This window comes from Sphaerisporangium siamense (assembly GCF_014205275.1).
In the GTDB taxonomy this organism is placed as follows: domain Bacteria; phylum Actinomycetota; class Actinomycetes; order Streptosporangiales; family Streptosporangiaceae; genus Sphaerisporangium; species Sphaerisporangium siamense.
Genome location: NZ_JACHND010000001.1, coordinates 7378888 through 7405833, shown reverse-complemented (window position 1 = coordinate 7405833; position 26946 = coordinate 7378888). Strand labels below are relative to the sequence as shown.

23 protein-coding genes are annotated in these 26946 nt (G+C 73.4%); 9 read left to right on the top strand and 14 right to left on the bottom strand.

The window, feature by feature from the left end:
• Nucleotides 1-66 precede the first annotated feature (66 nt).
• Nucleotides 67-786 carry a DUF5941 domain-containing protein gene (locus tag BJ982_RS33620; protein ID WP_184886778.1) on the bottom strand — a complete coding sequence of 240 codons (720 nt, stop codon included), beginning with the start codon at nt 784-786 and terminating at the stop codon, nt 67-69.
• On the bottom strand, nt 783-2360 hold the full coding sequence (locus BJ982_RS33615; protein WP_184886776.1) for a CDP-alcohol phosphatidyltransferase family protein: 1578 nt from the start codon (nt 2358-2360) through the stop codon (nt 783-785). The genes BJ982_RS33620 and BJ982_RS33615 overlap by 4 nt, the downstream gene beginning before the upstream one ends.
• A 269-nt stretch (nt 2361-2629) precedes the next feature.
• Here BJ982_RS33615 and recO point away from each other — a divergent pair, with 269 nt between their 5' ends.
• Complete coding sequence (gene recO / locus BJ982_RS33610) at nt 2630-3358, top strand: DNA repair protein RecO (RefSeq protein WP_184886774.1); 729 nt, start codon at nt 2630-2632, stop codon at nt 3356-3358.
• 49 nt (nt 3359-3407) lie between these two features.
• Nucleotides 3408-4211 (top strand): isoprenyl transferase, encoded by an 804-nt coding sequence (locus tag BJ982_RS33605; RefSeq protein WP_184886773.1) that lies wholly within the window; start codon nt 3408-3410, stop codon nt 4209-4211.
• Nucleotides 4212-4216: 5 nt separating this feature from the next.
• On the opposite strand, the gene BJ982_RS33600 is transcribed toward BJ982_RS33605, so the two are convergent.
• The 6 genes from BJ982_RS33600 to BJ982_RS33575 all read right to left on the bottom strand — a co-directional run bounded on the left by BJ982_RS33600 (nt 4217) and on the right by BJ982_RS33575 (nt 8464).
• Complete coding sequence (locus tag BJ982_RS33600; protein ID WP_184886771.1) at nt 4217-4765, bottom strand: CGNR zinc finger domain-containing protein; 549 nt, start codon at nt 4763-4765, stop codon at nt 4217-4219.
• Nucleotides 4766-4899: 134 nt separating this feature from the next.
• The gene (locus tag BJ982_RS33595) at nt 4900-5289 is read right to left on the bottom strand and encodes a Fur family transcriptional regulator (RefSeq protein ID WP_184886769.1); all 390 of its coding nucleotides are present in this window, start codon (nt 5287-5289) and stop codon (nt 4900-4902) included.
• 34 nt (nt 5290-5323) lie between these two features.
• Nucleotides 5324-6157 carry a metal ABC transporter permease gene (locus tag BJ982_RS33590; protein WP_184886767.1) on the bottom strand — a complete coding sequence of 278 codons (834 nt, stop codon included), beginning with the start codon at nt 6155-6157 and terminating at the stop codon, nt 5324-5326.
• The gene (locus BJ982_RS33585; protein ID WP_203958991.1) at nt 6154-6945 is read right to left on the bottom strand and encodes a metal ABC transporter ATP-binding protein; all 792 of its coding nucleotides are present in this window, start codon (nt 6943-6945) and stop codon (nt 6154-6156) included. The genes BJ982_RS33590 and BJ982_RS33585 overlap by 4 nt, the downstream gene beginning before the upstream one ends.
• Entirely contained in the window at nt 6945-7901 is a 957-nt protein-coding gene (locus tag BJ982_RS33580; protein ID WP_239122876.1) for a metal ABC transporter substrate-binding protein, read from the bottom strand. Before BJ982_RS33580 ends, BJ982_RS33585 begins: the two co-directional genes overlap by 1 nt.
• A 95-nt stretch (nt 7902-7996) precedes the next feature.
• Complete coding sequence (locus BJ982_RS33575) at nt 7997-8464, bottom strand: DUF6703 family protein (protein WP_239122875.1); 468 nt, start codon at nt 8462-8464, stop codon at nt 7997-7999.
• Between the two features lie 64 nt (nt 8465-8528).
• Between BJ982_RS33575 and BJ982_RS33570 the strand changes: the two genes are divergently transcribed.
• Both BJ982_RS33570 and BJ982_RS33565 read left to right on the top strand, forming a co-directional pair.
• Nucleotides 8529-8810: an antibiotic biosynthesis monooxygenase family protein gene (locus BJ982_RS33570; RefSeq protein ID WP_184886765.1), complete on the top strand. Its 282-nt coding sequence runs from the start codon at nt 8529-8531 to the stop codon at nt 8808-8810.
• A gap of 117 nt (nt 8811-8927) precedes the next feature.
• The gene (locus BJ982_RS33565) at nt 8928-10316 is read left to right on the top strand and encodes a glycine--tRNA ligase (RefSeq protein ID WP_184886763.1); all 1389 of its coding nucleotides are present in this window, start codon (nt 8928-8930) and stop codon (nt 10314-10316) included.
• Here the strand turns inward: BJ982_RS33565 and BJ982_RS40735 are convergent.
• Nucleotides 10306-11637 (bottom strand): HEXXH motif domain-containing protein, encoded by a 1332-nt coding sequence (locus BJ982_RS40735; protein ID WP_184886761.1) that lies wholly within the window; start codon nt 11635-11637, stop codon nt 10306-10308. The two genes, BJ982_RS33565 and BJ982_RS40735, sit on opposite strands and share 11 nt — an antisense overlap.
• Entirely contained in the window at nt 11634-12827 is a 1194-nt protein-coding gene (locus BJ982_RS33555; RefSeq protein WP_203958972.1) for an FxsB family cyclophane-forming radical SAM/SPASM peptide maturase, read from the bottom strand. The genes BJ982_RS40735 and BJ982_RS33555 overlap by 4 nt, the downstream gene beginning before the upstream one ends.
• Nucleotides 12828-13162: 335 nt before the next feature.
• Between BJ982_RS33555 and BJ982_RS33550 the strand changes: the two genes are divergently transcribed.
• From BJ982_RS33550 to BJ982_RS33535, 4 genes are all read left to right on the top strand, one after another.
• Nucleotides 13163-13402 carry a hypothetical protein gene (locus BJ982_RS33550; protein WP_184886759.1) on the top strand — a complete coding sequence of 80 codons (240 nt, stop codon included), beginning with the start codon at nt 13163-13165 and terminating at the stop codon, nt 13400-13402.
• 129 nt (nt 13403-13531) lie between these two features.
• Entirely contained in the window at nt 13532-17158 is a 3627-nt protein-coding gene (gene fxsT, locus BJ982_RS33545) for an FxSxx-COOH system tetratricopeptide repeat protein (protein WP_184886757.1), read from the top strand.
• A gap of 50 nt (nt 17159-17208) precedes the next feature.
• Complete coding sequence (locus BJ982_RS33540) at nt 17209-18213, top strand: hypothetical protein (RefSeq protein WP_184886755.1); 1005 nt, start codon at nt 17209-17211, stop codon at nt 18211-18213.
• 200 nt (nt 18214-18413) lie between these two features.
• Nucleotides 18414-19613: a hypothetical protein gene (locus tag BJ982_RS33535; protein WP_184886754.1), complete on the top strand. Its 1200-nt coding sequence runs from the start codon at nt 18414-18416 to the stop codon at nt 19611-19613.
• 49 nt (nt 19614-19662) lie between these two features.
• Here the strand turns inward: BJ982_RS33535 and BJ982_RS33530 are convergent, their stop codons facing one another.
• From BJ982_RS33530 to BJ982_RS33520, 3 genes are read right to left on the bottom strand one after another with little or no spacing between them, the layout of a single operon-like run.
• A complete protein-coding gene (locus BJ982_RS33530) occupies nt 19663-22119 on the bottom strand; it encodes a hypothetical protein (protein ID WP_184886752.1) in 2457 nt (818 codons plus the stop codon).
• A complete protein-coding gene (locus tag BJ982_RS33525) occupies nt 22103-23200 on the bottom strand; it encodes a P-loop NTPase family protein (RefSeq protein ID WP_184886750.1) in 1098 nt (365 codons plus the stop codon). The genes BJ982_RS33530 and BJ982_RS33525 overlap by 17 nt, the downstream gene beginning before the upstream one ends.
• The gene (locus tag BJ982_RS33520; protein WP_184886748.1) at nt 23197-24048 is read right to left on the bottom strand and encodes a hypothetical protein; all 852 of its coding nucleotides are present in this window, start codon (nt 24046-24048) and stop codon (nt 23197-23199) included. The genes BJ982_RS33525 and BJ982_RS33520 overlap by 4 nt, the downstream gene beginning before the upstream one ends.
• A gap of 335 nt (nt 24049-24383) precedes the next feature.
• On the opposite strand from BJ982_RS33520, the gene BJ982_RS33515 reads away from it, so the two are divergent.
• Nucleotides 24384-24950: a DUF6461 domain-containing protein gene (locus BJ982_RS33515; RefSeq protein ID WP_184886746.1), complete on the top strand. Its 567-nt coding sequence runs from the start codon at nt 24384-24386 to the stop codon at nt 24948-24950.
• Between the two features lie 51 nt (nt 24951-25001).
• Here BJ982_RS33515 and BJ982_RS33510 read toward each other — a convergent pair whose 3' ends face one another.
• Complete coding sequence (locus BJ982_RS33510) at nt 25002-26840, bottom strand: N-acetylmuramoyl-L-alanine amidase (RefSeq protein WP_184886744.1); 1839 nt, start codon at nt 26838-26840, stop codon at nt 25002-25004.
• Nucleotides 26841-26946: the final 106 nt, after the last annotated feature.

Below are 26946 nucleotides of genomic sequence, written 5' to 3'. Positions count from 1 at the left end.
CACACCGGAGAAGACAAGGAGGCGGGAGCGTGACCGCTCCCGCCTCCTTCGGTCAGGCCTTGTCGGTCAGGCCTTGTCGGCCTCGCCGGTGGCCTGTTCCATGGCCTCCTCGGGGGAGGCCTCCAGGTCGTCGGAGGCCTGGGCGGGGGAGGCCTGCTTGTCGAGGCGCACCCAGCTCGTGACGCTCTCGACGGCGAACAGCACGCCGAGGTACAGGCACAGGGCGGCCACCACCCAGGTGAGCACGCCGAGGGCCGCGCCCACGCCGAGGAGGAGCAGGCGGGTCTCCCAGCCGAGTCCGGCCTGGAACACCCACGGGGCCGGCCAGATGCCCTGGCGGGTGCGGTACACCGTGTCGTAGGTGTGGTAGCCGACCACGTAGATCAGCACGAACAGCAGCCACTTGGGCGTGTCCGCCGCGAGGCCGAGCAGGATGACCGTGAGGAACTCGGTGCCCCGGATCACCGGCGGGACCAGCCAGTCGAACCGGCCCAGGTGGTCGCGCGGCGCGGTGGGGATCACCAGCACGAGCATCGCCGCCACCGGCAGCAGCATGACCGCGCCCGTGCCGTCCCCGAGGACGCCGGTCGCGCCGATCGCGACCACGGCCGCCAGGGCGGCGAGCGTGGCGGGGACCGGGGGCAGGCCCGGCCCCATCGCGCCGCGCAGCAGCGCCACCAGCGGGCCGTCGTCCCGGTAGGCGAGCAGGCGAGCCGTCTGCACGCGGCGGCGCTCCTCCTCGGGGTCGGGGACGGGGGCGGCGGCGGCCTGCGGATGGGTGATCATGCGAGCGACCTCATGAGACGTCCGGTGAGCGTGTAGGCGGCGGCGATCGTGCCCCAGATGACCAGCGTGAGGAACGTGATGCGGGGCTCGAAGATCGCCGCGGTGATCGCGATGGCGGCGAACCGCTCGCCGATCGGGAAGACGATCATCTTGCGCGCCCAGTGGACGGCGCGGAACCGCCCGGCGCGCGTCCACAGCTTGAGCAGGCCGCGCACGCCGCCGGTGCGGGTGTTGCGGCGCTTCTCCAGCGCGTCGCGCAGAGGACGGTCGTCGGGGACGTTCAGCGCCAGGGTGGGCAGGGGGACCGGCGGCTTGCGGCGGTTGGCCACGCCGAAGGAGAAGTCCAGCAGGTGGCGCACGGACTGCACCGACAGGGCGACCAGCGCCAGCGTCCAGACGTCGCCTTGGCCGGCGACGATCGAGCCGACGGCGAGGCCCGCGAACACGACGTACTCCTTGGCGCGGTCGAAGGTGGCGTCCAGCCACGCGCCGAGCACGCCGAACTTGCGGGCGTACCGGGCGAGCTGGCCGTCCACGCAGTCGAACACGAACGCGAAGTAGATCAGCAGCCCGCCGGCCACCGCGCCGGCGCGGGTGCCCGTCGCGAAGGCCCCGGCCGACAGCACGCCGAGCGCGATCGAGATCAGCGTGACCTGGTTCGGGGTGAGGCCGCGCCGGGCCGCCCAGCGGGCGATGAAGCGCGAGTAGGTGCTGACGAAGTACGTGGTGAAGAAGCCGTCCGCGCCCTTGACCGCGTTGTTGAGCCGCGCCCGGTCCTCGTTGATGCCCGCCATGGCGGCCACGGCGGCGTCGGTCTCGGCCTGGGAGCCGACGCGGGCGTAGAACAGGTCCCTGCGGCCGCGGATGCCGACCGAGACGCCCTTGCGGACCAGGCCCAGCACCAGGAGCTGGACGAGGTCGTCCTCGGGCCCGAACAGGTGCGCCATGTCGGCCAGCTCGCGCGCGGCCTCGGCCAGGACGGCGGCGTGGCGCTGGTGGACGTGCACCGGGCCGAGCAGGATCGCGTTCGGGCGGGTGACCGCGTGGTAGGCCGAGCCCACGGACACCACGCGGGTGCGGCTCACGCGGGCGCGGACCATGAGCCCTTCGAGGACGCGGTCGCCGATCTCCGGCTCGGCGTCCTCGATGGGGACGTCGTAGCCGACGGGCTCGCCGTTCTCGTCCTCCTCGCGGGGCTCCTTGGCGACCAGGGCCAGCGCGCCGCGCTTCGACTTGGTGATCTGGTAGATCAGCTCGTCGTGGACGACGGCCCCGGAGGGGATGAGGAGGAGGTTGTCGCCCGCGGTCTCGGCGGCGTCGGCGAGCGCCCGCAGGTCGGCGGCGGTGTCGGCGGACTCGACGACCCGCGCGGCGTGCCGGCGGTGATCGTCGGCGTCGGCGGGGCGGACGATGGCGACGGGCTCCGGGTCCATGGCGGTGAGCTGGCCGTACAGCCGTGCCAGGACGGTGGGGGAGCCGGGGAGCGACGTCAGCGCCAGGCGGGCGGGCGGGACGTTCGGCTCGTCGTAAGCGATCGGGCCGGGCGAGGCGCCCAGCAGGACCACGCGGGTCATGTCACCCTTTCAGGCAGCGTGCGGGGACCGGCGGCGGACATCTCAGGGCGTCGCCAGGGAAAAAAGTTTAGTGACTGTTCGCCGGGAGGATGCCATCGAGGGTTGACCCGAGATCGATTCGTCGCTTGGCGGGGTCAGATCACCTTTTGGCAATTTTGAGCGTTTTTACGTTGTTTGTCCATATTTGTGAACGTCATATGTCGGGATTCAGGGGCCTGGAACGGCATCGGGGCCGTCGCGGCGCTCCCGCACGTCTCTAGACTGGGCGGGTGAACCTCTACCGCGACGAGGGCATCGTGCTGCGCACCCAGAAGCTGGGCGAGGCCGACCGCATCGTCACGGTCCTGACCAAACGCACGGGCAAGGTCCGCGGGGTCGCCAAGGGCGTCCGGCGCACCATGTCCAGGTTCGGCGCGCGGCTCGAACCCTTCACGCACATCGACGTGCAGTTCCACACCGGGCGCTCGCTCGACGTGGTCACCCAGGTCGAGACGCTCAGGCCGTACGGCGAGGCCCTGGTCTCCGACTACCCCCGCTACACCGCGGGCACCGCCATGCTGGAGACCGCCGACCGTCTGGTCATGGGCGAGAAGGAACCGGCGCTGCGGCAGTTCCTGCTGCTGGTCGGCGGCCTGCGCACCCTCGCCGACGGCGACCACGAGGCCCGGCTGGTCCTCGACGCCTACTTCCTGCGCTCGCTGGCCGTGGCCGGGTACGCCCCCGCGCTCGACTCCTGCGCGCGCTGCTCCACGCCCGCCATCCGGGCCTTCGCCATCGCGGCGGGCGGCGTGGTCTGCGGCGGCTGCCGTCCACCCGGCGCCGCCGTCCCCGCGGCCGAGACCATCGGCCTCATGATCGCCCTCACCCGTGGCGACTGGGCCTCCGCCGACGCCTCCGAGCAGCGCCACCGCGCCGAGTGCAGCGGCCTGGTCGCGGCTTACCTGCAATGGCACCTCGAACACGGAATACGCTCGCTACGACACGTCGAGCGCGTCTGAGACCGCCCGGTCGTCGCGGCACTCCCGACACCCACAGGAGAAGCAGATCGTGAACGTCCGTCCGCCGAACCCCCACCCGTCGGGGGCCGTGCCCCCGTCGATCCCGCGGGATCTGATCCCCCGGCACGTCGCCATCGTCATGGACGGCAACGGGCGGTGGGCCAAGGCCAGGGGGCTGCCGAGGACGGAAGGGCACCGGGCGGGGGAGGCGTCGCTGTTCGACGCGATCGAGGGGGCCATCGAGCTCGGCATCCCCAACCTGTCGGCCTACGCCTTCTCGACCGAGAACTGGCGCCGTTCCCCGGACGAGGTGCGCTTCCTCATGGGGTTCAACCGCGAGGTGATCCGCAGGCGCAGGGACGAGCTGAACGCCATGGGCGTGCGCGTCCGCTGGGCCGGACGGCCGGGCAGGCTCTGGAAGAGCGTCATCAAGGAGCTCCAGGAGGCGGAGCAGATGACGCGCGGCAACACCACGCTGAACCTGCAGTTCTGTGTCAACTACGGCGGCCGGGCCGAGATCGTCGACGCCGCCCTCCGCCTGGCCGAGGACATCGCCGCGGGCCGGATCAAGCCCGGCAAGGTCTCCGAGCGCACCTTCGCCCGCTACCTGGACGAGCCCGAGATGCCGGACGTCGACCTGTTCCTGCGGTCCTCCGGCGAGCAGCGCACGTCTAACTTCCTGCTCTGGCAGTCCGCCTACGCCGAGATGGTCTTCCTCAACCAGCTCTGGCCCGACTTCGACCGCCGCGACCTGTGGCACGCCTGCGAGGTCTACGCCAAACGCGACAGAAGGTACGGCGGCGCCGTGCCCAATCCGGTGCCCGGCCCCGACGCCGACCCCGACCTCGACTGAGGCCCTCAGGCCCTCCTGCGCGCCCGGTAGGCGGCGACGTGCATGCGGTTGCCGCAGGTGCGGCTGTCGCAGTAGACGCGGGAGCGGTTGCGGGACTCGTCCACGAAGACCTTGTCGCAGTCGGGGGCGGCGCAGGTGCGCAGCCGCTCCCACTCGTTCTCGACCAGCAGGTGGGCCAGCGCCACCCCGTAGTCGGCCGCGAGGTGCTCGGCGACCGACGCCCCCGGCGCGAAGTAGTGGACGTGCAGCGGCCAGCCGTCGTGCTCGGTCAGGCGGGCCGCGATGCGGGTGCGCTCCAGCAGGACGTTCAGCAGGGCCACCGCCGCGCCCGCGTCGGGCGCGGCGAACACCTCCTGGAAGGTCGCGCGCAGGGCGCGCACCTCCGCCAGGTCGGCCTCCGTCACGGAGCCGACGCCGCTCACCTCGTGGCGTTCGAGGTAGGCGTGGAGACCGGCGAGGTCGGTGAGCCAGTCAGGACCGCCGGTCTCGGGCGCGGAGTTGACGAGATCGGCGGCCGCGGCGAGCGAGCACACCATGTCATGACTCAACGGCATGGGCTCCCCCTCGGGCGGAGCGCGGGCGGGCCGCGCGCAGGGCGGGTCCACAGGGCGGCGCGGCCCTCCGGTTACCCCTTCCCGGAAGCGTATCCCGACTTCGCGCGGGCGCGTCCCGTCGTGCCGGCGTCGTGTCAGCCCGCCGAGGCGACCCGCGCGCAGGAGCCGCAGGTGCCGAAAACCTCGACGGTGTGCGTGACCGCCGTGAAGCCGTGCTCGGCGCCCACCGCCTCCGCCCACCGCTCGACGGCCGGGCCCGCCACCTCGACCGTGTGGCCGCAGCGCCGGCACACCAGGTGATGGTGGTGGGTGCCGGTGGCGCAGGCGCGGTAGACCGACTCGCCGTCGTCCGTGCGCAGGACGTCGACCTGGTTGGAGTCGGCCAGGGACTGGAGCGCGCGGTACACGGTGGTGAGGCCGATCTTCGCCCCACCGGCCCGCATCTCTGCGTAGATGTCCTGAGCGCTGCGGAACCCCTCGCTTCGCTGGAGAATGTCCCGTACGGCGTCACGGCGGCTCGTCATGGGCTGCACTCCTGTGTACGGCGCGAGCGCGCGGTTAGGGGCCGGCCTGCTGAGCGCGGCCCCGCCGTACGAATCTACCCACGCCCAGGGCTATGACGAACCCACACAAGGCGAGCAGAACGATCGCCGCGCCCGGCGCGACCCCCGCGTAGAAGGCGGAGGTGAGCCCGCCCACCGTCGCGGCCACGCCGAGGCCCATGGCCAGCAGCATGGTGGTCACGAAGCCCCGGGTGATCTGCTGGCTGGTCGCCACCGGCACCACCATGAGCGCGCTCACCAGCAGCAGGCCCACCACGCGCATCGCGATCACGACGGTGAGCGCGGCGGTGACCGCGACGAGCAGGCTGAGGAAGCGCACCGGAAGCCCGTTCACCCGGGCGACGTCCTCGTCCTGGCACAGCACGAACAGCTCGCGGCCGAAGACCGCGACCACGCCGAGCACGAAGGCGGCCAGCACCGCGATCACCCACACGTCCTGCCCGCTCACGCTGCTGATCGAGCCGAACAGGTAGGAGGTCAGCGTCGCGTTGCTGCCGCCGGGCGCGAGCCCGATGAGCAGCACGCCGCCCGCGATGCCGCCGTAGAAGAGCAGCGCCAGCGCCACGTCGCCGGTGGTGCGGCCGCGCGCCCGCACCAGCTCGATCGCGACCGCCCCCAGCACGGCCACCACGACGGCGGTGAGCACGGGGGCGGTGCCGGTCAGGAAGCCGAGCGCCACGCCGGTGAGCGCGACGTGGCCGATGCCGTCGCCGAGCAGGGCGAGGCGGCGCTGGACGATGAAGGTGCCGACCGCCGGGGCCGACAGGCCGACCAGGAGCGCCGCGGCCAGCGCCCGCCACATGAAGTCGTACCGCAGCATCTCGATCATCGCGCGGCCCCCGGCCCCGGCAGGTCGGCGGCGTGATGGGCGGGGTGGGCGGGTTCGCCGCGCGGGGGAGCGCCGTCGTGGACGACGAGGCCGTCGCGCAGGACCACCGACCGGGTGATCAGCGGCGCCATCGGGCCCAGCTCGTGCGCGACCAGCAGGACGGTCTTGCCCCGCTCCACCAGCACGGCCAGCGTGGCGGCCAGGTGCCGCTGGTTCTCGGCGTCCACGCCCGCCGTCGGCTCGTCCATGACGTAGGTGTCCGGGTCGCCGGCGAGCGCGCGGGCGATCAGCACCCGCTGCTGCTGACCGCCGGACAGCCACCCCACCGGGTCGCCCGCGCGGGCGGTCAGGCCCACCGCGTCCAGCGCGCGGGCCACGGCGGCGCGGTCCTCGGCGTTCGCGCGGCGCAGGCGCCGCTGACGGGCGACGCGGCCGGAGGTCACGACCTCGCGCACGGTCGCGGGCACGCCGCCGCCCACCGACAGGCGCTGGGGGACGTAGCCGACGCGCCACCACTGCCGGAACCGGGCCGGCGGGACGCCGTACAGCTCGGTGGAGCCGCCCGACAGCGGTGTCAGGCCGAGCAGGGCGCGGATCAGCGTGGACTTGCCCGAGCCGTTGGCCCCGAGCACGGCCACCACCTCGCCGGGGGTGACGCGCAGGTCGATGCCCCGCAGCACCGGGCGGCCGTCCAGCGCGACGCGGCCCTCGGTCATGGCGAACGCCGGCGTGGTGTCCGCCGTCACCGGCGGCGGGGCGACGCCGGTCGCCTGTGCGGATCCGGTCATCATGGGCATCCCAGTGCGGTGCGGAGCGCGGAGAGGTTGGCGCGCGCGGCGGACAGGTAGTCGCCCTGGGCGGGACGGCTCTCGATCGGGTTGAGCACGGCCGTCTTGGCGCCGACCTCTCCGGCGAGGACCTCGGCGACCTTGGGGCTGACGAGTTCCTCGGTGAAGATCGTGGTCACGCCCTCCTCGCGGGCGGTGGCGGCCACCCGCGCGAGGCGGGCCGGGTCGGGCTCGGCCTCGGGGTCGAGGCCGCTGATGCCGACCTGCCGCAGGTTGTAACGTTCCGCCAGATAGCCGAACGCCGTGTGGCTGGTGACGAGGGTGCGGGTGGCGCACCCGGCCAGGGTGCGGCGGAACTCGGCGTCCAGCGCGTTCAGCTCGCCGGCCGCCGTGCCGGCCCGCGAGGCGTACCCGGCGGCGTGGGCGCGGTCGATCGCGGCGAGCCGCTCGCCGAGCTTGGCCACGACGGTGGCGAGCCGGGACGGGTCCAGCCACAGGTGGGGGTCGTAGGAGACGCCGTCGCCGGTGGAGCGCTGCTCGGCGGTGGACGGCACCGTGGCGACCACCGAGGCGGCGTCGAACGCCTTGCCGGCGGCGTGCTCCATGACGGCCTCGTCGACGGCCGGCTGCACGCCCTTGATGTAGACGATCAGGTCGGCCCGCTCGATGTCGGCGATCTGGCGCGGGGTCAGCTCAAGGTCGTGCGGCTCGACGCCGGGCTGGGTGAGGCCGGTCACCGCGGCGTCCTGGCCGCCGGCCTTCACGGAGATCCACTCCAGCGGGTAGAAGGCGGCGAGCACCGTCGGCCTGCCCTCGGCCTGGTCCGCGGAGGCCGTCACGCCTTCCGAGCAGGCGGGGGTGGCGAGCAGCGCGGCGGCGCCGAGCACGGCGGCGGCGCGCCGTCGCGGCCACGACAGCCGTCCGGCTCGGCGGGTTTTGGGCGAAAAGGGCGGCACGAAGTCGAGTATGCTGCAGAATGAAAACGGTTGTCAAAATCACCCGCCGACGACCGGAATACCCGGAGGCCGCGCGGGGCGCGGCCCGGACGGGCTCAGAAGATCAGGCCGAAGCGCTCCGCGGCCAGCAGGACGAGGAAGACCCCGAGCGCCACCCGGAGGATCCTCGCTCCCGCGCCCAGCGACGGCCACGACATGTAGGCCAGCCAGGCCACGAAGGCCAGCACCGGCAGCGCGGCCAGCCCGCCCCGCCAGTCGGGCACGGCGAGCGCCACCAGCAGCAGCACCACCAGCACCACGGGGATGATCCAGCGCGGCAGGCCGTACAGGTAGACCAGCGGGGCCGCGCTCTTGCGCTCGACAGCGCGGCGCAGGCCCGTGGCGCCGGGCGTCATGAAGTGCTCGCCGCGCGGCAGCGGGCGGCCCGCGGGACGTGCGTTCCCGCCGGCCGGCCGGCGCGCCAGAGGATGCGCCGGGACCGAACGCTCCCGGGCGGACCTCTGCGCGGAGTTCGGCCCGGACTTCGGCGAGGACGAGGAGGCGGAGTCGTGCTTGTCGGCCACGGTTCGAGCCTATCGGCGCGGACCCGCGCGGCGGCACCCCGCGGGTGCTGGCATGCTGAACGGCATGTTCGCGGTCATCCGGTACTCCGTTCCCGAGGCGCGCGCCGAAGAGTTCACGCGGTCCGCCCGATCCGTCCTCGCCGTGCTGGCCGCCCAGGCCGGGTTCCGCTCCGGGAGGATCGGCAGATCCGTGGACGAGCCGAACCTGTGGGCGCTGGTCAGCGAATGGGACGGCGCCGGCTTCTACCGGCGCGCCCTGTCGGCGGCGCGCATGGACATGTATCCGACCATGGACATGGTCGTCAACGAGCCCAGCGCCTTCGAGATCATGGAGGAGATCGCCTGACCGGCGATTGTGGGCGGGTCGCGTCGCGCGTTCCCCTAAGCTTGGTGTGATCGAGCAGGTGACGCGCCCTGTGATCGCACGACCCAACCCCGACCGCCAGCCGGATGGAGATTCTCGATGGCCCGCCGCACCGACATCATGGACACGATCGTCAGCCTCGCCAAACGGCGTGGGCTCGTGTACCCGTCGAGCGAGATCTACGGAGGTCTGCGCGCGTCCTGGGACTACGGCCCGCTCGGCGTCGAGCTCAAGAACAACGTCAAGCGCGAGTGGTGGAAGTCCATGGTGCAGGGCCGCGACGACATCGTCGGCCTGGACTCCTCGGTCATCCTGGCCCGCGAGGTCTGGGAGGCCAGCGGCCACGTCAAGGAGTTCGTCGACCCGCTGACCGAGTGCCAGTCCTGCCACAAGCGCTTCCGCGCCGACCACCTCGAAGAGGCCTACGCCGAGAAGCACGGCGGCCGGGCCCCCGAGAACGGCCTGGCCGACCTGGTCTGCCCCAACTGCGGCACCAAGGGCGCCTTCACCGCCCCCCGCATGTTCAACGGCCTGCTGAAGACCTACCTCGGCGCGGTCGAGGACGAGTCCGGCCTGGCCTACCTGCGCCCCGAGACCGCGCAGGGCATCTTCATCAACTACCTCAACGTCCAGCAGTCCTCGCGCAAGAAGATCCCGTTCGGCATCGGCCAGATCGGCAAGTCGTTCCGCAACGAGATCACCCCGGGCAACTTCATCTTCCGCACCCGCGAGTTCGAGCAGATGGAGATGGAGTTCTTCGTCAAGCCCGGCAGCGACGAGGAGTGGCACCAGTACTGGATCGACGAGCGCTTCCGCTGGTACACCGACCTCGGCATCACCCCCGAGAACCTGAGGCTGTACGAGCACCCGAAGGACAAGCTGTCCCACTACTCCAAGCGCACCGTCGACATCGAGTACCGCTTCAACTTCACCGGCTCGGAGTGGGGTGAGCTGGAGGGCGTCGCCAACCGCACCGACTTCGACCTCAGCACCCACGCCGCCGCCTCCGGCACCGACCTGTCGTTCTTCGAGCAGGACTCCGGCGAGCGCTACGTGCCGTACGTCATCGAGCCGGCCGCCGGCGTCGACCGCTGCACGCTCACCTTCCTGATCGACGCCTACACGGTGGACGAGGCCCCGAACGCCAAGGGCGTCATGGAGCAGCGCACGGTCATGCGCCTCGACCACCGCCTCGCGCCGGTCAAGGCGGCCGTCCTGCCGCTGTCGCGCAACTCCGACCTGTCGCCCAAGGCGCGCGACCTGGCCACCCTGCTGCGCCGCCGCTGGAACGTCGAGTTCGACGACGCCGGGGCGATCGGCCGCCGCTACCGCCGCCAGGACGAGATCGGCACGCCGTTCTGCGTCACGGTCGACTTCGACACCCTGGAGGACAACGCCGTGACGATCCGCGAGCGCGACTCCATGGCGCAGAAGCGCATCGCGCTCGACCAGGTCGAGTCCTACCTGCGCCAGCACCTCAACGACTGACGCCCGTCCCGGCGCGGGTCAGCCACCGGGTCAGGTGCTCCTCGGCGAGGCGCCCGGCCCGGCCGACCGCCTCGCGGGGCACGTCCTCGGCCCGCAGCTCGGCGAGCGTTCTCACCATGCCGGTGACGAACCGCTCGCCGAGCCCGGTGAGCAGGCCGCCGCCGAGCAGCACGTGCGCGACGTCCCAGGTCGCCTCCCGCCAGCGGGCGAACTCGGTCTGCGCGTCCAGGCGGGCCGCCGGGTCGCTCTCGCCCTCCCACTGCCTGCGCAGGAACCGCGCGATGCCGAGGTGGGCGTAGGCCCCCTGCAGCAGGCCCTCGGCGGGCCGGGGGTCCTCCCGCCAGGGGGCGTAGAACCTCTCGCCGCCGGGTTCGGCGATCAGCGGGAACATCGTGCCGAGCGCGGCGAGCTTGGCGTGCTGCACCTCGTGCGCCAGGGCCCGGGCCACGTCCAGCGGGCGGGACGGGCGGGACATGGCGACGCAGCCGAACGCCTCCGCCGACGTCGCGCTCGCGGTGCCGTCCGGCGGGGCCTGGAGCGGGACGAGCACCCACAGCCCCGCCGCCACCTCGCCGGCCACCCCGCGATGTGCCCGCCCGAGCAGGTCCCAGCCCCGGCCGATCATCGTCTGCCACGCGGCGGCCTCGCCGGGGGACAGACGCGGGCCCACCCGCGGGTGCGGCGGGAAGCGCAGCGGGTCGGTGTCGTCCACGAGGAACGTGACCGCGGCGTCGGCGGTTCCGGCGCTCAGGCGGCGCAGGCCGAGCCAGGCGCCGGCCTCGGTGTGCGGGTCGCGCGGCACGGTGACCGCGCGCCCGGCCACGGTGACCACGGCGCCGCCCCGCCCGTCGGGCCGCACGGCCGCCCACGCCTCCGGCGTGCCGGGCAGCAGGGCGGCGCCCAGCGACGGCAGCGTGACCCGGCCCCGCGTCACGGGCACGCCCACCCGCAGCGGCACCCGGCCCCGCACGGCGGCGACGGCGGCCACCGCGGCGAGCTGGGCCGGATCGGCCCGGGGGTCGCCGAGCATGAGCCCGCGCAGCACGCGCAGGGCCCAGAACCCGACGGCCGGGTAGGTCACCGCGTCGCGGACGGCGGCGGGGACCGCGCGCTGGAGCCGGGCCAGCAGCGCGTAGGCGTCGGCGGCCCGGCGCGCCCCGGGATGACCGGCCGCCGCGGCCGTGTCGACGACGGCGCGCAGCAGGACCAGCCGCTTGCTGTGCTCGGCCGCCGCAAGCGCGCGCACCGCCGCGGCGCCGCCGCCGCCGGCGGCGAGACTGTCGAACAGGCCGGCCGGCAGCGAATGCCGACGCGGGCTCACGAGGCCACGGGGCGCAGCGAGCGGCGCAGCCGGGCCACGTCGGCGGCGAGCCGCCGGCGGATGTGGGTGATCAGCTTGTACAAGTCGGGGCAGTAGACGCTGGGGTTGGCGAACCCCGACCCGGCGCGGTAGCGGTCGGCGTAGTGGCCGCCGCCGCACACGCGGAGCAGCTCGCACGACCGGCAGGCGGGCGCGAGCGCGTCCGGGCCGATCTGGCGGGCGACGATGGGCGCGAGCAGCAGGGCGTCGTCGAAGGACGCGCTCGCCACGTTCAGCCCGGTGCCCGGGGCGCCCGGGTAGGCGGTCTTCAGGACGTCGGACTGCTCGATGGCGCCGTCGGTCTCGACGATCACGCAGCTCATCGGCTCCAGGCCGAGGCTCTCCGCCGGCGCGGCGCCGCCGAGCAGGAGGTGCATGATCTCTTCGAAGCGGCGGACGCCGGTGGGCCGGGTCTCGGCGGCGTACCAGCGGTCGAAGACGGCGATCAGCCAGTCGGCGTACGGCGTGCGCGCGTCGCCGGGGGAGCGGCCGGGCGGCGGGGAGGTCCAGTTGCCGTGGGGGAGCAGGAAGTCGATCGCGGGCGGGTCGAAGCGCAGCAACCCCTCGTAGACGCGGATCGGGTCGTTGCGCGGGTCCACGGTGCACAGCAGGCCGCCGTACAGGTGCCGGTAGGGGCCCTGGCGGAGGAGTTCGAGCGCCGCCGCGACCCGGGCGTGGCTGCCTCGCCCGTCGGCGCGGCGGCGGTGGCGGTCGTGGGCCTCCGCGTCGCCGTCGAGGCTGACGCCGACGGTGACGCCGAGCTCGGCGAACAGGCGCAGGTAGCGCTCGTCGAGCAGCATGCCGTTGGTCTGGACGGCGAACCGGGCCCGCCTGCGCGGGCCGAGGGCCCGGCGGAGGGCGCGGACGGTGTTGGCGATGAGGTCCGGCCCGGCGAGCAGGGGCTCGCCGCCGTGCAGGACGATGCCGACCTCGGCCAGATCGTGCGCCTCGGCGTGCTCGGCGATCCGGGCGGCGGTGTGGGCGACGGTGGACCTCGGCATCGCGCGGGGCCGGTGGCGCCAGCTCTGGTCGGCGGCCTGGTACATGTAGCAGTAACCGCAGGCGAGATCGCACCGGCTGTGCAGCTTGAGGATGAAACTCGTGAACGGCCGGGGTGTCCACCCTTTCGCGATCCGCGCGCCGACGTCCAAGGTATAGGGCCATTCGGAAGCCCTGATATGGTCTGGCTTTATCGCGTCGCCCGAGTCGCCGGCCCTTCCTTCCGCACCTGGCTTGACAGTCACATATGCCCCATGGATATCAGCTCCGGCACTTCAGAGTAGTTCACGGTGCCGATCCGCCGTCAAGTCCGATGATCGGGCCGCGTCGGCGGCCGGGGCCGTGGGAAGATTACCCGGCTATGATGGTGAAGCCCGTCGGGCCGTACGAGAACCGCGGTGGTCCCCCTTATGAATCCACCTGGCAGTGATCCCGACCAGCGGCAGGAGTCCCGCATGTCCGGCTCATACCCGCAGGGGCGCCTCGAATGAGGCGGGAAAGCGACGGCGACGGGGACGCCTTCGATGGCGGCCTGGACTCCGACCTGGTCGACCTTTCCGGTGTCCCCCTCGACATTGTGGCAGAAATGTCCGAATCTGCCCTGATATTTGCCTTGCGAAGGATCCGCGCCGAGGCGATTCGAGGGGTGGCCGCGTTTTCCACTGATTACGAGAGAACCCATCCCGCCGATTACGAACGAGAGGCCGATCCGCCCCCCGCGCAGTGAAGCGGAACGCGGCATCCCACGGCGCCCGTCGCATGCGCCCGGTGCCTATACTTAATCCCCCATCTGGCGCTCGACAAAGCTGCGGCCGTTTCCGCATTCCCAGGGAACGGCGGGCGGAAGTGGTGGGTCATGAACGAGGTCGCCGACACCCCCGGCGCCGGCCGCGTCATCCTGTTCTGCTCGACCAGCGACAATATCGGCCGCACCACGGCGATCGTCAACGTGGCGCTGATCCTCGCGGGAAACGGCCTGAACGTCCTCGTCGCCGACGCCCACGGCTCGCGCATCCGCGCCGACCACTATCTGCGCCCCTACCTCACCCCGCCCGCCGCCGATCCGCCGGGCGCCCCGTGGGCCGTCTCCATCGACGACGACGGGGTGAGCCTCTCCGGCCGCATGGGCCTGCTCCAGCTCGACCTCTCCGCCGGGGGGGAGGACCAGGCCCGGACGATCCGCGAGGCCGCCGCCGCGTTCGACTATGTGCTCATCGACGCCCCCAGCGAGGGGTACGGCCCGGCCCCCGAGACGTTCTCCGGGCTCGCCGACGTCGTCGTCGCCTGCTTCCCGCTGAACATCCGCAGCATCGAGAGCTGCGCCGACGTCGCCCGCCGCGTGCAGCTCGTCGCGGGGCGCCCCGTCGCGGTGCTGGCGCTCGGCATCAAGGCCGAGACCAGCGTCGCCGCCCCCCTGGAACAGGCCAGGAACGTGGTCGCGCGCCGCTTCGCCGAGCTCGGCGCGGGCCGCGAGCCGGCCTACGTCGAGATTCCCTACGCGCCGGTGTACTCCTTCTCCGACACGCTCGCGACGCTCAACGAGCCGCCCGGCAAGGCCGACGGGCTGCGCGTCGCCTACGAACGGCTGGCCGCGGAGCTGACCGGCGGCCGGGCGGGCGCGCTGCGGCGGGTGACGCTGGTGTACTCGCCCCGCGACCGGGCCTGGGCCGAATGGGCGCACGCCCAGCTCGAACGCCTCGGGGTCCGCGTCCGGGTCCTGGCCTCCGGCGCGATCGACGGGCAGGCCCTCGGCGGCGACGCCCTGATCCTCGTGGTCTCCCCCGGCGGCCTGCCGCCCGAGCAGGTCGCGTGGCTGCGCCGCGTCCCGGAGTCCGGCATCCGCCTGGTGCTCGTCGACGGCCGGCGCGTCCCCGAGGGCCTCACCCACCTGCCGCGGCTCGAACTGCCCGCGCGCGGCGAGGCCGAGGCCCTGCGCACGCTGCGGCGCGAGCTGCGCGTCACAGGCCCGCGCGCCGACACCCCCGGCGGCGCCCGGTTCCCCGGCACGCCGGCGACCGTCGGCCTCCCGCCGCGCGACCCGCGCTTCGTCGGCCGCGACCGCGAGATCGACGCGCTGCGCGACGCCCTCGCCGCGGCGCGCGAGGACCAGCGCGTGTGCACGCTGCACGGCCCCCCGGGCATCGGCAAGTCCGAGGTCGCCCTGGAGTACGGCCACCGCTTCGCCGGGGCCTACGACCTGGTGTGGTGGATCCCGGGCGAGAGCGCCGCCGACGTCCGCCAGGGCCTGGCCGACCTCGCCGTCGCCCTCGGCATCCCCACCGGCGCCGACGCGGCCGAGGCCGTGCTGCGCCACCTCGGCTCCGAGGAGTCGGGAAGCTGGCTGCTCCTCTACGACGGCGTCGTCGGCGAGGACGATCTCGCGCCCCACATCCCCCTCACCCGTGACCGCTGCGACGTCGTCGTGACCACGCGCGCCGCCCCGCTCGACTCCCGCAGGCCGGGGCTGGCGATCGGGCCGCTCGCCGGCGCCGAGGCCCTGGCGCTCCTCGCCCGCCACGTGCCCGACCTCGCGGAGGAGCAGGCCGAGCCCGTCGTGGAGCGCGTCGGCGGCGTCCCCCTGGTCCTGGACGTGGCGGGCGCCTGGATCTCCACCATGCGCTCGCGCGTGCGCGAGGACAGCGTCCGCTTCCGCGACGCGCTCAGCCACGCCGTCGCGCGCTTCGCCGACGAGTACGACCGCGTCCTCGGGGAGTGCCAGGGCCGAGGCCAGACCACCCCCGCCTCCCGCGTCATGCTGGACCTCGCCCTGGAGACCCTGCCCGGCGACATCGGCGGGCGGGCGCTGCGCCGGGACAACCTCGGCGGCGACGCCGCCCTGCGCCTGCTCGGGGTGTGCGCCTGCCTGTCGCCGCGCGGCGTCGCCCTGCGGGTGCTCCGCTCGGCCCCGATGCTCGGGCTGCTCACCGACGCCGACAAGCTGAACGATCCCCTCATGGTCGACGTCATGCTGCGCAGCCTCGGCCGGTACGGCCTGGTCCAGGTCGATCTCGGCCGGCCGGACCAGCCGGTCCGCGCGCACGGCCTGGTGCGCGCCCTCGTCCGCGAGAGGATGGGCGAGGACGGGGTGCGCGGCCTGCTGCGCGACCTGCGCGGCGCCCTGGCCGCCCTCTCCCCGTCCGATCCCGCGGACGAGTCGGGCCCGGCGCTCCACGCCGAGCTGGACCGCCACTTCGAGGCCGTCCAGGCGTGGGACGACACGCGGCCCGAGGTGCGGCGGTGGGTCCTGCGCCAGCTCTCGTTCGTCCTGCGCGCCGACGACAAGCTCGCCGTCGACCGGGTGAAAGAGATCGGCCTGCGGGTGCTCGCCGCCTGGGACGACGAGTCCCTGCCCCGGCTGCGGCTGCTCGACCTGCTGGCCGAGGTCTCGCGGAGCCGCGGCGACCACCACGACCACCTGCGGTACAGCTTCCAGGCGCTGCGGGCCCAGCGGGTGGTGCTCGGCGTCAACCACCCGCGCACGCTGCTCACCGCGGGCGCCCACGCGACGGCGCTGCGCGCCATGGGCGAGTTCGAGGAGGCCCGCGACATGGAGCGCGACGTCCTTCGCGGACTGCGCGAGCTGCTCGGCGCCCACCACCCGCTGACCGGCAACGCCATGCACAACCTGGCGATCTCCGAGGCCCTGGTCGGCGACGCGCGGCGCGCGCTGGAGCTGGCGGAAGAGCGCTACGACCTGCGCGTGCGCATGGCCGGCGAGGGCGACCCCGCGGCCGTGCGCACCGCGATCACGATGGCGCGCTACCATCGCGACCTCGGCCGGCTGGACGACTCGTTCACCCTGCTCAAACGCGTGCTGCCGCACCGGGGCACGCTCGGCCGCGCCGGGCGCCGCGGCCCCAGCCTGGAGGTGCTGCGCGCCGAGAGCGGCCTCGCCATCACCGAGCGCAGGCTCGGCAGGCCGGAGAACGCCCGCGAGCGCGACGAGCGCATCCTGGCCGACCTTCGCGCCCACCAGGGCGACCGCGACCTGGTCACCCTCATCTGCCGGGCCAGCCTCGCGGCGGACCTGGACGCCCTGGGCAAGCACCAGGCGGCGGCCTACGAGTCCGAGGCGTGCCTGGCCGGGCTGCGCGACACGCTCGGCCCCGACCACCCGTACGCGGGGGTGTGCGAGGTGGGCCTGGCGGCGTACCTGCGCAACTCCGGCGACCTGGTGGGGGCGGCCGAGATCGGGGCCAAGGCCCTCGGGCGGCTGCGCCGCTGGCTGGTCCCGCACCACCCCTGGTTGATCGCCGCGAGCGTGGCCTACGCCAACACGCTGGTGCTGCGCGGCGAGCACGCCCGCGCGGCGGGCCTGGAGCAGGCGGCGCTGGACGGCTTCCGCGACGCGGGCGTGCCCGGCCACCCGAACGCCGTGCTGGTGGAGAAGAACCTCTCCGACACTAGGAGCAGGCTGGCGGGCGCGGGGCTGACCGGCCGCGCCGTGCGCGCGGACATCGACCTTGAGATACCGGGGCTGTGAGGCGACGGCGGGGAAGCCCGGTCCGCTGGACCGACGGGAAGGGGACGACGATGGCAGAGGTTCTCGGCGAAGGGACGCGCGCGGCACGCGACGCCGGCGTGACCGTGACCCGCGACCCGCACGTGGGGCAGGCGTACGCGAACCTGATCGACCGGTGCAGGGACGCCGTCGCCGCGGGTCCCGGCCTGGATTATGTCGCGCATTACGGAAGCGGCGTGTTCGACTTCTCGGTCGACGCCTTCGAGTCCGGCGAATACGCGGAACGCTTTTCCGAACCGGTCCACGGGGTGCGGGAGAATCACCGCAACGTCACCCGCCAGCTCATCAGCCGCGTGGAGGATTTCGGCGCCGCGCTGGAGGCGCTGGACTCCGGCGTGCTCATGCGCACGGTGGTGCAGACCGAGGACGCCGCGTTCCACTGCGGGCGCGTCCGCGCGGGGGAGTACCTCGTCGGCGCCACGCTCGCCGCGGACCGCGTGTCCGCCATGGACTGGGCGGTCAACGCCCTGGTCACCGAGACCCGGGTGGTGGACCTGCGCCTCGGCGGGCAGAACCCCGGCGGCGTTCCGGTGTCCGAGCTGCCCGAGCTCGACGCGCCGAGCGTCCCCTACGTCCGGGGCGAGCCCGGCATGGCGGAGGCGCCCCAGGCCAAGCTGTTCGACCTGTGGGCGCACGCCGTCAACGCCGGCGACCTCAACTACGCGGCCCTCCACCGCGGCTGGTGGCCGGTCCACACCGGCGACGTGCTCGACGACCCCGCGCTCGCCCCCCTGTTCAGGAACGTCGGGGTGCGCAGGCGCAGGGACCTCTACCACGAGATCGCCGGGCGGCTGCGCACCGACGTCGCGCGGCTGCGGCAGACCCTGCGCCGCGCCGGGGACTCGCCGATCACGCGGCTCGTGCTGGACGTCGAGGAGGGCGCGCTCTACGTGCACTGGCTGGGCGCCGGCCTCGGGGACTTCCTGTTCGGCGTCACCCTGCTGCAGGACAAGGTGGATCAGGCCGAGCTGCGGCTGCGCCGGCTGGCCGAGGCGCTGGGCGCGGTCGCCGGGTGACGGCCACCGGGAAGAACCATGGATAAAGCTGATATATCCGCCGATGAGATGGACGCCGGAAAAGGCGGTTAATATCCCGGCCATAACCCATGTTCGATCATTGATTTCCCTCCGAGGACCGGTGACCGCGGCCGGGGAAAGCACTAAAATACGTGGTGACTAATTAATACAGGGCTGCGGTGTCGATGTGGAGGACCGTGGTGAAGGTGCTCACCGCTTTCGTCGAGCGATCCTCCGGACGGCTCGTGGCCGTACTCCTCGTGACCGCGCTCGGGCTCGCCGCCGCCGGTCTCACCGGCCCCGGCGGCCACGGCCTGGCCGTCACCTCGCCGTGGTACCTGTGGGGCGTCAACGCGCTGCTGGCCGTGGGCCTGTACGGCAGCGCCTCGGGCATCACCCGCGACGCCGTGCAGGACGTCCCCACCGTCGTCGCCGCGGTCACCGTCGGCGTGGCGCTGAAGGCGGCGCTGATCGCCGTGGTCATGTACCTGGCCTCCGGCAGTACCACGGCCATGATCCTCGGCGTCGCCGTGGCCCAGATCGACCCGCTGTCGGTGAGCGCGATGATCGGCCGCTCGAAGATGTCCGGCCGCGCCCGCTCGCTCCTGCTCGCCTGGGCCTCCTTCGACGACCCCGTCACGGCCCTGCTCACCGTCTACCTCGTCACGACCACCCTGAGCCCGGCCGCGGGCGGCTCCATGGGCGGCCTGACGTCGTACGGCACGGGCCTCGCGGCCAACGCCGCGTTCGCCGCGGCGGCCGGGGCCGCCTGGTGGCTCGCCGCGCGCCGCCCGGCGCGCCGGCCGCTCAAGGAGCATCCCGCCTTCCCGCTGGTCGCCATGATCGTGCTCGCCGGGCTGCTCGCCCTCGCCGCCTGGCAGTTCCTGATGCTCGGCGTCGCCCTCGCGGGCCTGTTCTACCGCCCCCGCGGCGTCGAGGCGCTCGTCGGCCGCGTCACCTCCGTCGCCTTCTACCTCGCCGCGTTCGTGCTCGGCATGCTGCTCATCGGCGGCGTGGACCTCCGGCTCGGGCTGATCCTCGGGCTCGCCGCCTTCGGGGCGCAGGTGGTCGCCGGGCTGCTCATCGGCCGCCGCTTCGGCGCGGCCGACCGGGTCCGCCTGGCCCTCGGCCAGCAGAACGGCATCACCGCGATCATCCTGGCCCTGGCCCTGCAGCCGCATCTGCCCGCGGCCGTGCGGGTGATCGCCCCGGCCATCCTGACCGTCAACGTCCTGCACATCGTCACGAACGGCGTGTGGGACAGGATCACCCGCCCGGTTCCCGTGCCCGTCCCGGTCCGCACCGGTGTCCGTGTGCCGAGCCCCGCGCCGTTCCCGGCGTTCCGCCCGCTGGCCGTCCGCCACGTCCTCGCCATGGGCTCGCACGCGCGCAAGCGGTGACGCCGCCCGCCTTCGGCGCGACGGCTCTCGCCCTACGCCGGCCGCGGCCCTAGGTCCGCACGCTGGCCATGGCCGCCGCCAGCACGCGCTCGCCGAGCCGGGACAGCGCGTCCTCCGCCTCGGCCCTGCGGAACGTGCGCGAGGCGTGCTCGATCGGCTCGGGCCCCTCGGTGAACGGCCCGAAGGCCGCCATGCTCTCCAGCCGGAACACCGGCAGCATCTCCGCGGTGATCTCGTAACTCCGGCAGATGGTGCGCAGCCGCCGCTCCTGGGCCGTCGTCGGCACCGTCTCCCCGGGCAGTGACCGCGCGGCGTCCGCCTGCTCCAGCCAGGCGGCCACGCTGTCGCGGAACGCCTCCAGCAGCTTCTCCAGCAGCACCGCCACGCCGACGGCCTGGAACTCGTCCATGGTGAAGCCGAGCCGCCGCGGGCGCACGTCGGCCGCCGCCGTCTCGTCCACGGTGAACACGTCCCTGAACGTGGCCGGGACGCCGCTCATCAGCCCGATCGCGTCGAAGGCCCGGTCGAAGTGCCGCTCGACGTCCTCGGGCATCCGGTGCCGTGCGGCCCGAGGGTGGGCATGCTCGCGGCGCCGTTCCCGCGGCTCCGGCTCCGCGGGCAGTGACCTGAGCAGCTCGCCGAGCCGCCGCGCGGACGCCGCGTCGGCCTGCTCCACCCGGCCGTCGATCCGCTGCAGGTAGTCCAGGACGGTGGTCTGCTGGTAGGAGATGTCCTCCACGCGGCTGCGGATGACGTCCAGCACGCCGTCCCGGTCGGCCGCCTCCAGGCGGCGCGCCAGCTCCCGCACGGCCTCGCGCAGCGTGAGCGTGAAGTCGCGGTCGCTGTAGACGACGGGCTGGGCGTCGGTGAGCTCGGCGATCCGCTGGCGCAGCGCGGGGGACAGGTAGCCGTTGACCACCACCAGCGGCTGACACGGGGCCGCCCCCGTGTCCTTGCGCGCCGCCCACACGATGCGCTCCAGCCGCTCCACCTGGCTCGACTGCATGACCGAGTCCGTGGTGAGCACGGCGATCGCCGCGCCCTGCCGTCCCACGGGTATCCAGAAGTCGACCTTGCCCGCCTCGCCCGCCGGGCGGGCGCTGAACCGGACCGGGCTCGGCTCGAAGCGCCGCGACTCCAGTTCCAGCACGCTGCGGATGGACGCGCGCACCTGTTCCAGCGTGGCGGTCTCGAAGGTGGCGCGGACCGCGTCGCGCACGATGACCTCGTCCACGACGGACGGCCCGTCGCCGGGGGAGCGCCGCGCCGCCTGCGCCCAGGCGTGATGGCAGATCTTGAGCACCCGGCGCGGGACGCCGCCGGCCAGCGAGCGGATGTAGCGCAGCGAGCCGACGGTGAAGGGCGCCAGGTCGGCGGGGGCCTCCTCCGGCGCGCCCGGTACCGGCGGAGGCGCGGCGGGAACGTCCGGCTCCGGGCCGGGCGCGTCGAGCGCGGCCCCCCTGGTGCCGCGGGCGCGTTCCAGGTACCGGCGGGTCAGCTCGACGGTCTCCTCGTCGGTCAGGGCCGTGGTGCGGATCGGCCGGATGCGCTCCTGCACACCCTCGCCGAGCATGCCGAGCGCGTCGGGGACCACGCAGAAGACCAGCAGGCCGCCCACGCTGACGTACACGTTGACGAGCTTCTCGAAGGCCTGGACGAACGCGGTCCGCCGGTCGATGGGCCACTCCAGGACCTTCTCCAGCATGTCGACGACGAGGATGAACCGCCGTCCCGCCCGCCCGTACAGGAAGGCGAACACGGCCAGCGCCTCGAAGACCGAGCTCACGTCGTCGATGGGGGAGTCGATGCCGCGTTCCCTGAGGATGTCGCTGGGGGGATGGCCCATGAACCACTCCCAGACGGCGTTCTGGAACCCCGGGATCTGGAGCAGGGCCAGCGCGGAGGCGAACTTGCCGTGCTCGGTGAGGCCCTGGAGCCGCCGTTCGAGGTCGGCCCGGATCGCGGCCTCCGACAGGTTGAGCGCGTCGATGACCGCCTGCGGGTCCAGGTCGCGGCCCTTGAGCCCGGCGGCGATCGAGTCCAGGGACCGGGAGCCGGCGAGGCTCTCGGCGGTCACGTCGGAGTAGTAGTCCAGCAGGACCTCGTAGAAGACGCTCTTCTGGTCCTTGAGGTCGGTGACCAGCCGCTCGCGGTAGATCTGGCCGAAGTCCCAGACCGGCTCGTCGATCAGCCACAGCACGGGCGCGGCGGGACCGGGCCGGGTCATCACGGTGTGGGCGAGGTCGCGCGCGATGTGGCTCTTGCCGGTGCCGAGGTCGCCGACCACGGCCAGGGCGCGGCCCACGGACGGCACGTTCAGCCTCTGGCGTCGCCAGGCGTCGAGCTGGGCGCGCATGGCCGCGATGGCGCCGGTCTCCACGGTGATGGGCACCCGGCCGCCCTGGAGGCCGACGGGGAGCAGGTCGGAGCTGCCCGTCAGCCGGGCGATGGGGACGGAAGGGAACGGGTTGTCCCGGGGATCGACCCTGTCATCCTTGGGGTTCACCCTGGCCATCCCCTCCGGATCGAGGCTCGACCCTGTGGCGGACGAGCGTGCCGAGCAGCCGTTCCTGGTAGACCGTGAAGTCGTCCGGCAGGATCTCCTCGCGCGAGGCCCCGCGGGCGATCTCGCCGACCTCGAACAGCCAGTTCTGCAGCACGCGCACGGTCTTATAGTCGATATCGGGCCTGGCATCGGACAACGTCCGCGGCGCTATGATGACGTGCGACTTCGCGAGGCCCTTGCGGCTGGTCCGGGTCTTGACGAACTTTTCAAGGTCGATGTCCTTGAGTTCGCCCACCGAAACGTTCACCAGGACGTCCTTCTTGCGGTAATCGAACGGTCCCAGCTCGCCCGCGATATCGCGTTCCGTCGTCTCTCCGAAGAACACCAGGCGCGGATCGGTGAAGTTGACGTAGGACCTCAGGAACTCCAGGTGCGCGAGCCTCGGGCCGAGCTTGATGGACGGAAGGATCACCAGCAGGAAGAATTTCCGGTCCTGCAGGAACTCCTCGCTGAGCTTCTCGTAGAGGATCTCCGGCGAGTCCCGCTCGTTGGCCGCCAGCGCTCTGAGCTTCTCGGACGGGCCGAACCGCCGGGCCAGGGCGTCCACCACCCGCTCGAAGATCCGCCGGTTGATGACGGAGATCGGGCAGATCTGCCCGTTGACGTAGGCGACCTTGGACGCCTTGTCGCTGAGGTCCGCGATGCAGATCCGGTCCTCATGGGAGCGGAGCGCCCAGTCGCCGGGCTCCCCGGTGGGCGTGTCGTCGGGGATGTGGCCGAGGGCCTGGACGATCCTGCTCTGCAGGTCGTCCACGCAGCGGTGGATGAGCGTGGTCTTGCCGCTGCCCTCGATGCCGTTGACCACCACCAGGCGCCCGTCCTCCAGCAGGTCGCGCACGTCGTGAAGCCGGCGGCGGAAGCTCTGGAACGCCTCCTCGGTGTCGTCCACCTCGACGCGCAGCAGATGGTGGCCGCGGATGCGCCACGGGCACAGCGGGACGTCGGTGACGTTCTCCAGCTCCAGGCCGTCGCCGAGGAGCTGCTCGCGCAGTTCCGGTATGCCGAAGCTGTTCTCGATCACGCGGCGCCTCCTCCCGTGCCCGGGGCCGTCGCGGGGCCGCCCCCCGGAGGCGGAGGTGCGGGATCGGAGGCCGGGGCGGGCCAGAACGCGCGCGTACGAATGAGCACCTCCGTGGCGTGGACGATCGCGGCCAGGCGGGCGAGCTCCCCGGCGGCGAGCGTTCTGCGCCGCTCGTGGCCGGGCTCGCCGTCGTGGATCACGTTCAGGTCGTAGGGGACCGGCAGCGCGGCGGTGACGCGGGCGGCGGCCGTACGGCGCGCGCCGCCGCCGAGGCGCGCCACCGCGGCGAGCAGGTCGAGCGCCGCCTCCGACGCCTGGGCGCTCGGGGCGGTCTCGTCGTCCACCCAGGCGGTGAGGTAGTCCTGGGCGGCGCGCTGGAACCGGGCCGCCGCGCCGCGCGCCCCGTCGTGGTCCTGCGCGCGGCGGGCGAGGGCGGCGTCGGCGCGCTGGCCGGCGATGGTGAGCGCCGCGCCCAGGATCAGCGGGAGGACGACGGCGGCCATGTCCGCGAGCGGGCTGGGCTCGGCGGGGGCGGTGAGCTGCGGGACGGTGGCGACCAGGGCCGAGCACACCCGGTCGAACGCCTCGGAGTCGCCCTCGCGCCACAGCTCCGGCGTCGCGTAGACCTTGCCCGGCGTCTTCAGTGCCTCGGGGCCGGTGGCGGTGTCGCGGGCGCCCGCCTTGAGGACGACGGCGGCCTCGATGAGGTCGGCGCGGTGCGGCCGGCTCAGGCAGTAGACGGCCTTCATGTCGCCCGCGGGGTCGCCGTCCAGGGCCGGGGCGGAGGCTCCCAGGCACAGCAGGGCCCACAGCACGAGCGCCGCCAGGCCGCCGCGCCGCCTTCCCATGCCACCCCCCGTTCCTTGACTGGAAAGCTAGCGAATAGGAATGCCGAGGAATATCTTCTCGTGAGATGCGGTACAACTCCGTAATATTGCCTGAAGCGGCGGCGCGTATATTCGTCCTGATTTCGGTTATATCCGCCTAGGTGGCGCATTATCACCGTAAGTGTGTCTTTGTCGGTGTGCTGTTTCGGGGTGCGGCGGCGCGTCCCCGCACCGCAACCGGGCCGTCATGGCCAGGCCACGGGCGTGTCACGGCGTGGACACCGGTACGGCCGACAATTGTCGGTCGGCTCGACCGGTACTCGGCGGGCTCATTCGAGGACAAGCCAGGAGATCACGTGAGTGGTGTCACCTTGGACGGATACGACTGGTTCTCGACCCGCGAACTCGGCTTCTGCCTCACGTTCGTGCGCGGCCTCACTCCGGAGGAGGCCTTCCGGCGCATCGGCGTCGAGGTGCTGAGCGAGGACGAGGAGGAGGACGAGGACGTCCTCGGGGGCGTCCTGCGCGGCGAGAGCGCCGACGGGGGCGCCCTGCTGGTCGAGGAGAACGGCTACGCGGGCACGATGGACGAACTGCTGCGCCCCCTGTCCGCGGGCACCGCCGTGGCCAGCGTGTTCCGCAACGCCGACTTCGACCAGACCTTCGTCTACTACGAGGACGGCAGAGAGATCCTCGGCTTCGACCCCCAGTTCCCCGGCGACTCGCGGTCCGGCGCCGACCCCGACCGCCACTTCGCCGAGATGCGCGACCTCGGCCTGATCGCCGAGGACGGCGAGGACGGCCCGGAGACCGGAGTGGAGGCCGCGCTCGCGCTGGCCGAGCGCCTCACCGGCGTGCGCGCCGCTTCCGACGACCCGGCAGAGGCCCGCGCCGGGCTGAAGGGCGTCCTGCCCGACTACTGATCCGATCACCGGCCCCGGACCGCTGACGGGGACGCCGGCCCGTCCCGCGCGTCACCGGGGCGCCCCCGACGCCGAGGGCAGCAGGTCCACGTCGCCGGCCATGACGTACGCCACCCGGTGACCGAACTGGATCTGGTGGTAGAGCACGCGGCCCCTGACGACCCGGTGGTCGGCGGGGTCGAAGGTCGTGGCGTAGTAGTACTCCCCGCGCGTGGACAGGCCCACGGCGTACCGCTGCCCCTCGGGGATCTCGTACCGCAGCGGGACGATGTCCTGGACGGGCACGCCCTTCGGATACGCCTCCGGCTCGGGGTAGGCCCTGCCGTACACCGGCACGCTCGCCAGGCCCCGCCGCGGCGTGACGACCGGCCCGGTGGCGTTCACCGCCGTCGGCGCCTCCGGCGGGTCGTGGAACCAGGCGATCCGGCCCAGGTACCAGATGGCCGTCCAGTCGCCCCGGCGGGCGGCGACGGCGAACCGCTGCCCGGTCGACGCCCGCGCCCCGTGGTCGTACACGTCGTAGGTGGACCGTCCAGGTTTGCGGCCGGCGTCCCGCACCAGCGGGGCGTCCTCGTCCGGCTCGGTGTGCAGCCGGACCGCCGACGAGCCGTGCGGGCGGCAGTCCACCCCGGCCGCCTCGCAGCCGGTGTAGCGCGGCCGGTGCGAGGCGTAGTCGGTGCGGATCGTCACCAGCCCCCCGCGCGGGCCGGCCGTGGGACGGATCGGGCGGCCGAGCAGCTCGAAGTAGTGTCCCCAGTCCCAGTACGGCCCCGGGTCCACGTGCATGCCGGCCATCGTCGCCGGCGTCGTGCCGGGCACGTTGTCGTGGCCGAGGATGTGCGCCCGGTCCAGCGGGATGCCGTACCTCTTGGCCAGGTGGCGCACGAGCCGGGCGGAAGCGCGGTACATCGCCTCGGTGTACCAGGCGCCGCGGGCGAGGTAGCCCTCGTGCTCGATGCCGATCGAGGTGGCGTTGACGTACCAGTTCCCGGCGTGCCAGGCGACGTCCCTGGCCCGGACGTGCTGGGCGATGTACCCGTCGGCGGAGCGGACGGTGTAGTGCCAGCTCACGTAGGCCGGGTCGGAGACCAGGCCGAGGGTCCTGTCGAAGGTCTCCTCGGTGTCGTGGACGACGATGTACCGGATCTTCTGGGTGCGGGGGCGGTCCGACAGGTCGTGGTTGCCGTACGTGCGGCCGTCGCCCGGCAGCCTCTGGTACGGCGCGGGCATCCAGGCGCACGCGAGCCGCCGCGGGCAGTCGACGTCCTTGGCCTCGCCGCGCCCGCCGGCCCCGCGCGATTCCTCCATGGGCGGAGCGATCTCCGGTGACGGGGGCAGCGAAACCTTCTGGCCGTCGTCGGTGACGCGGCTCGCCCCGTGCCTGATCACGGCGAACACCTCGCGGGCGAACCGGCGGGCCGTGCCGGGGTCCCGGGCGCCCGAGTAGCGGGCCACGGCGTCGTACCAGCGGGCGGGGCCGGCGTCCGGCGGCGCGCCGAGGTCACTCTGGTGGCGGGCGAGCAGGGCGGCGCCGCCGAGCACGTTGGCGGCCGGGTCCCGCGTCAGCAGGTCCGCGGGGATGCCGGTGAGGCGGGCGGCCCGCTCGGCGGTGGACGGCGCGGGCCCGCCGAGGGTGAGGTGCATGGGCCCGTAGCCGCCGGTGACGCTGGGCAGGCCGTCGTTGGCGTCCCAGCGCGACTCCAGGTACGAGACGCCGAGCAGCACCTTCTCCGGCACGCCGTACCGCCAGGCCGCGGCGCGGAACGCCTCCTGCCGGGACGACGCGCCGGGCGGGGGAGTGGCGCCGGCGGGCGCCGGGGCGGCGAGCAGGGACCAAAGGAGGGACCAGACCAGGGACACCGCCGCCGAGGCGGTCAACGCTGCGCGCATCCGGCACCCCGATTCGCTCGACCGGCACGGGCTCCCGTGCGGCTCGCCCGCGCTCGGGGACGCCGGGCCGGGAGCACGACGGCCACCCTACGAGATCACGGGCCGC

What these genes read in the sequence shown, in the direction of transcription:
- BJ982_RS33510 (WP_184886744.1), bottom strand. Translation starts at nt 26,840, where the DNA reads ATGCGCGCAGCGTTGACCGCCTCGGCGGCGGTGTCCCTGGTCTGGTCC.
- BJ982_RS33570 (WP_184886765.1), top strand. Translation starts at nt 8,529, where the DNA reads ATGTTCGCGGTCATCCGGTACTCCGTTCCCGAGGCGCGCGCCGAAGAG.
- fxsT (WP_184886757.1), top strand. Translation starts at nt 13,532, where the DNA reads ATGAACGAGGTCGCCGACACCCCCGGCGCCGGCCGCGTCATCCTGTTC.
- BJ982_RS33585 (WP_203958991.1), bottom strand. Translation starts at nt 6,945, where the DNA reads ATGACCGGATCCGCACAGGCGACCGGCGTCGCCCCGCCGCCGGTGACG.
- BJ982_RS33615 (WP_184886776.1), bottom strand. Translation starts at nt 2,360, where the DNA reads ATGACCCGCGTGGTCCTGCTGGGCGCCTCGCCCGGCCCGATCGCTTAC.
- BJ982_RS33595 (WP_184886769.1), bottom strand. Translation starts at nt 5,289, where the DNA reads ATGACGAGCCGCCGTGACGCCGTACGGGACATTCTCCAGCGAAGCGAG.
- BJ982_RS33590 (WP_184886767.1), bottom strand. Translation starts at nt 6,157, where the DNA reads ATGATCGAGATGCTGCGGTACGACTTCATGTGGCGGGCGCTGGCCGCG.
- BJ982_RS33620 (WP_184886778.1), bottom strand. Translation starts at nt 786, where the DNA reads ATGATCACCCATCCGCAGGCCGCCGCCGCCCCCGTCCCCGACCCCGAG.
- BJ982_RS33550 (WP_184886759.1), top strand. Translation starts at nt 13,163, where the DNA reads ATGAGGCGGGAAAGCGACGGCGACGGGGACGCCTTCGATGGCGGCCTG.
- BJ982_RS33540 (WP_184886755.1), top strand. Translation starts at nt 17,209, where the DNA reads ATGGCAGAGGTTCTCGGCGAAGGGACGCGCGCGGCACGCGACGCCGGC.
- BJ982_RS33565 (WP_184886763.1), top strand. Translation starts at nt 8,928, where the DNA reads ATGGCCCGCCGCACCGACATCATGGACACGATCGTCAGCCTCGCCAAA.
- BJ982_RS33600 (WP_184886771.1), bottom strand. Translation starts at nt 4,765, where the DNA reads ATGCCGTTGAGTCATGACATGGTGTGCTCGCTCGCCGCGGCCGCCGAT.
- BJ982_RS33520 (WP_184886748.1), bottom strand. Translation starts at nt 24,048, where the DNA reads ATGGGAAGGCGGCGCGGCGGCCTGGCGGCGCTCGTGCTGTGGGCCCTG.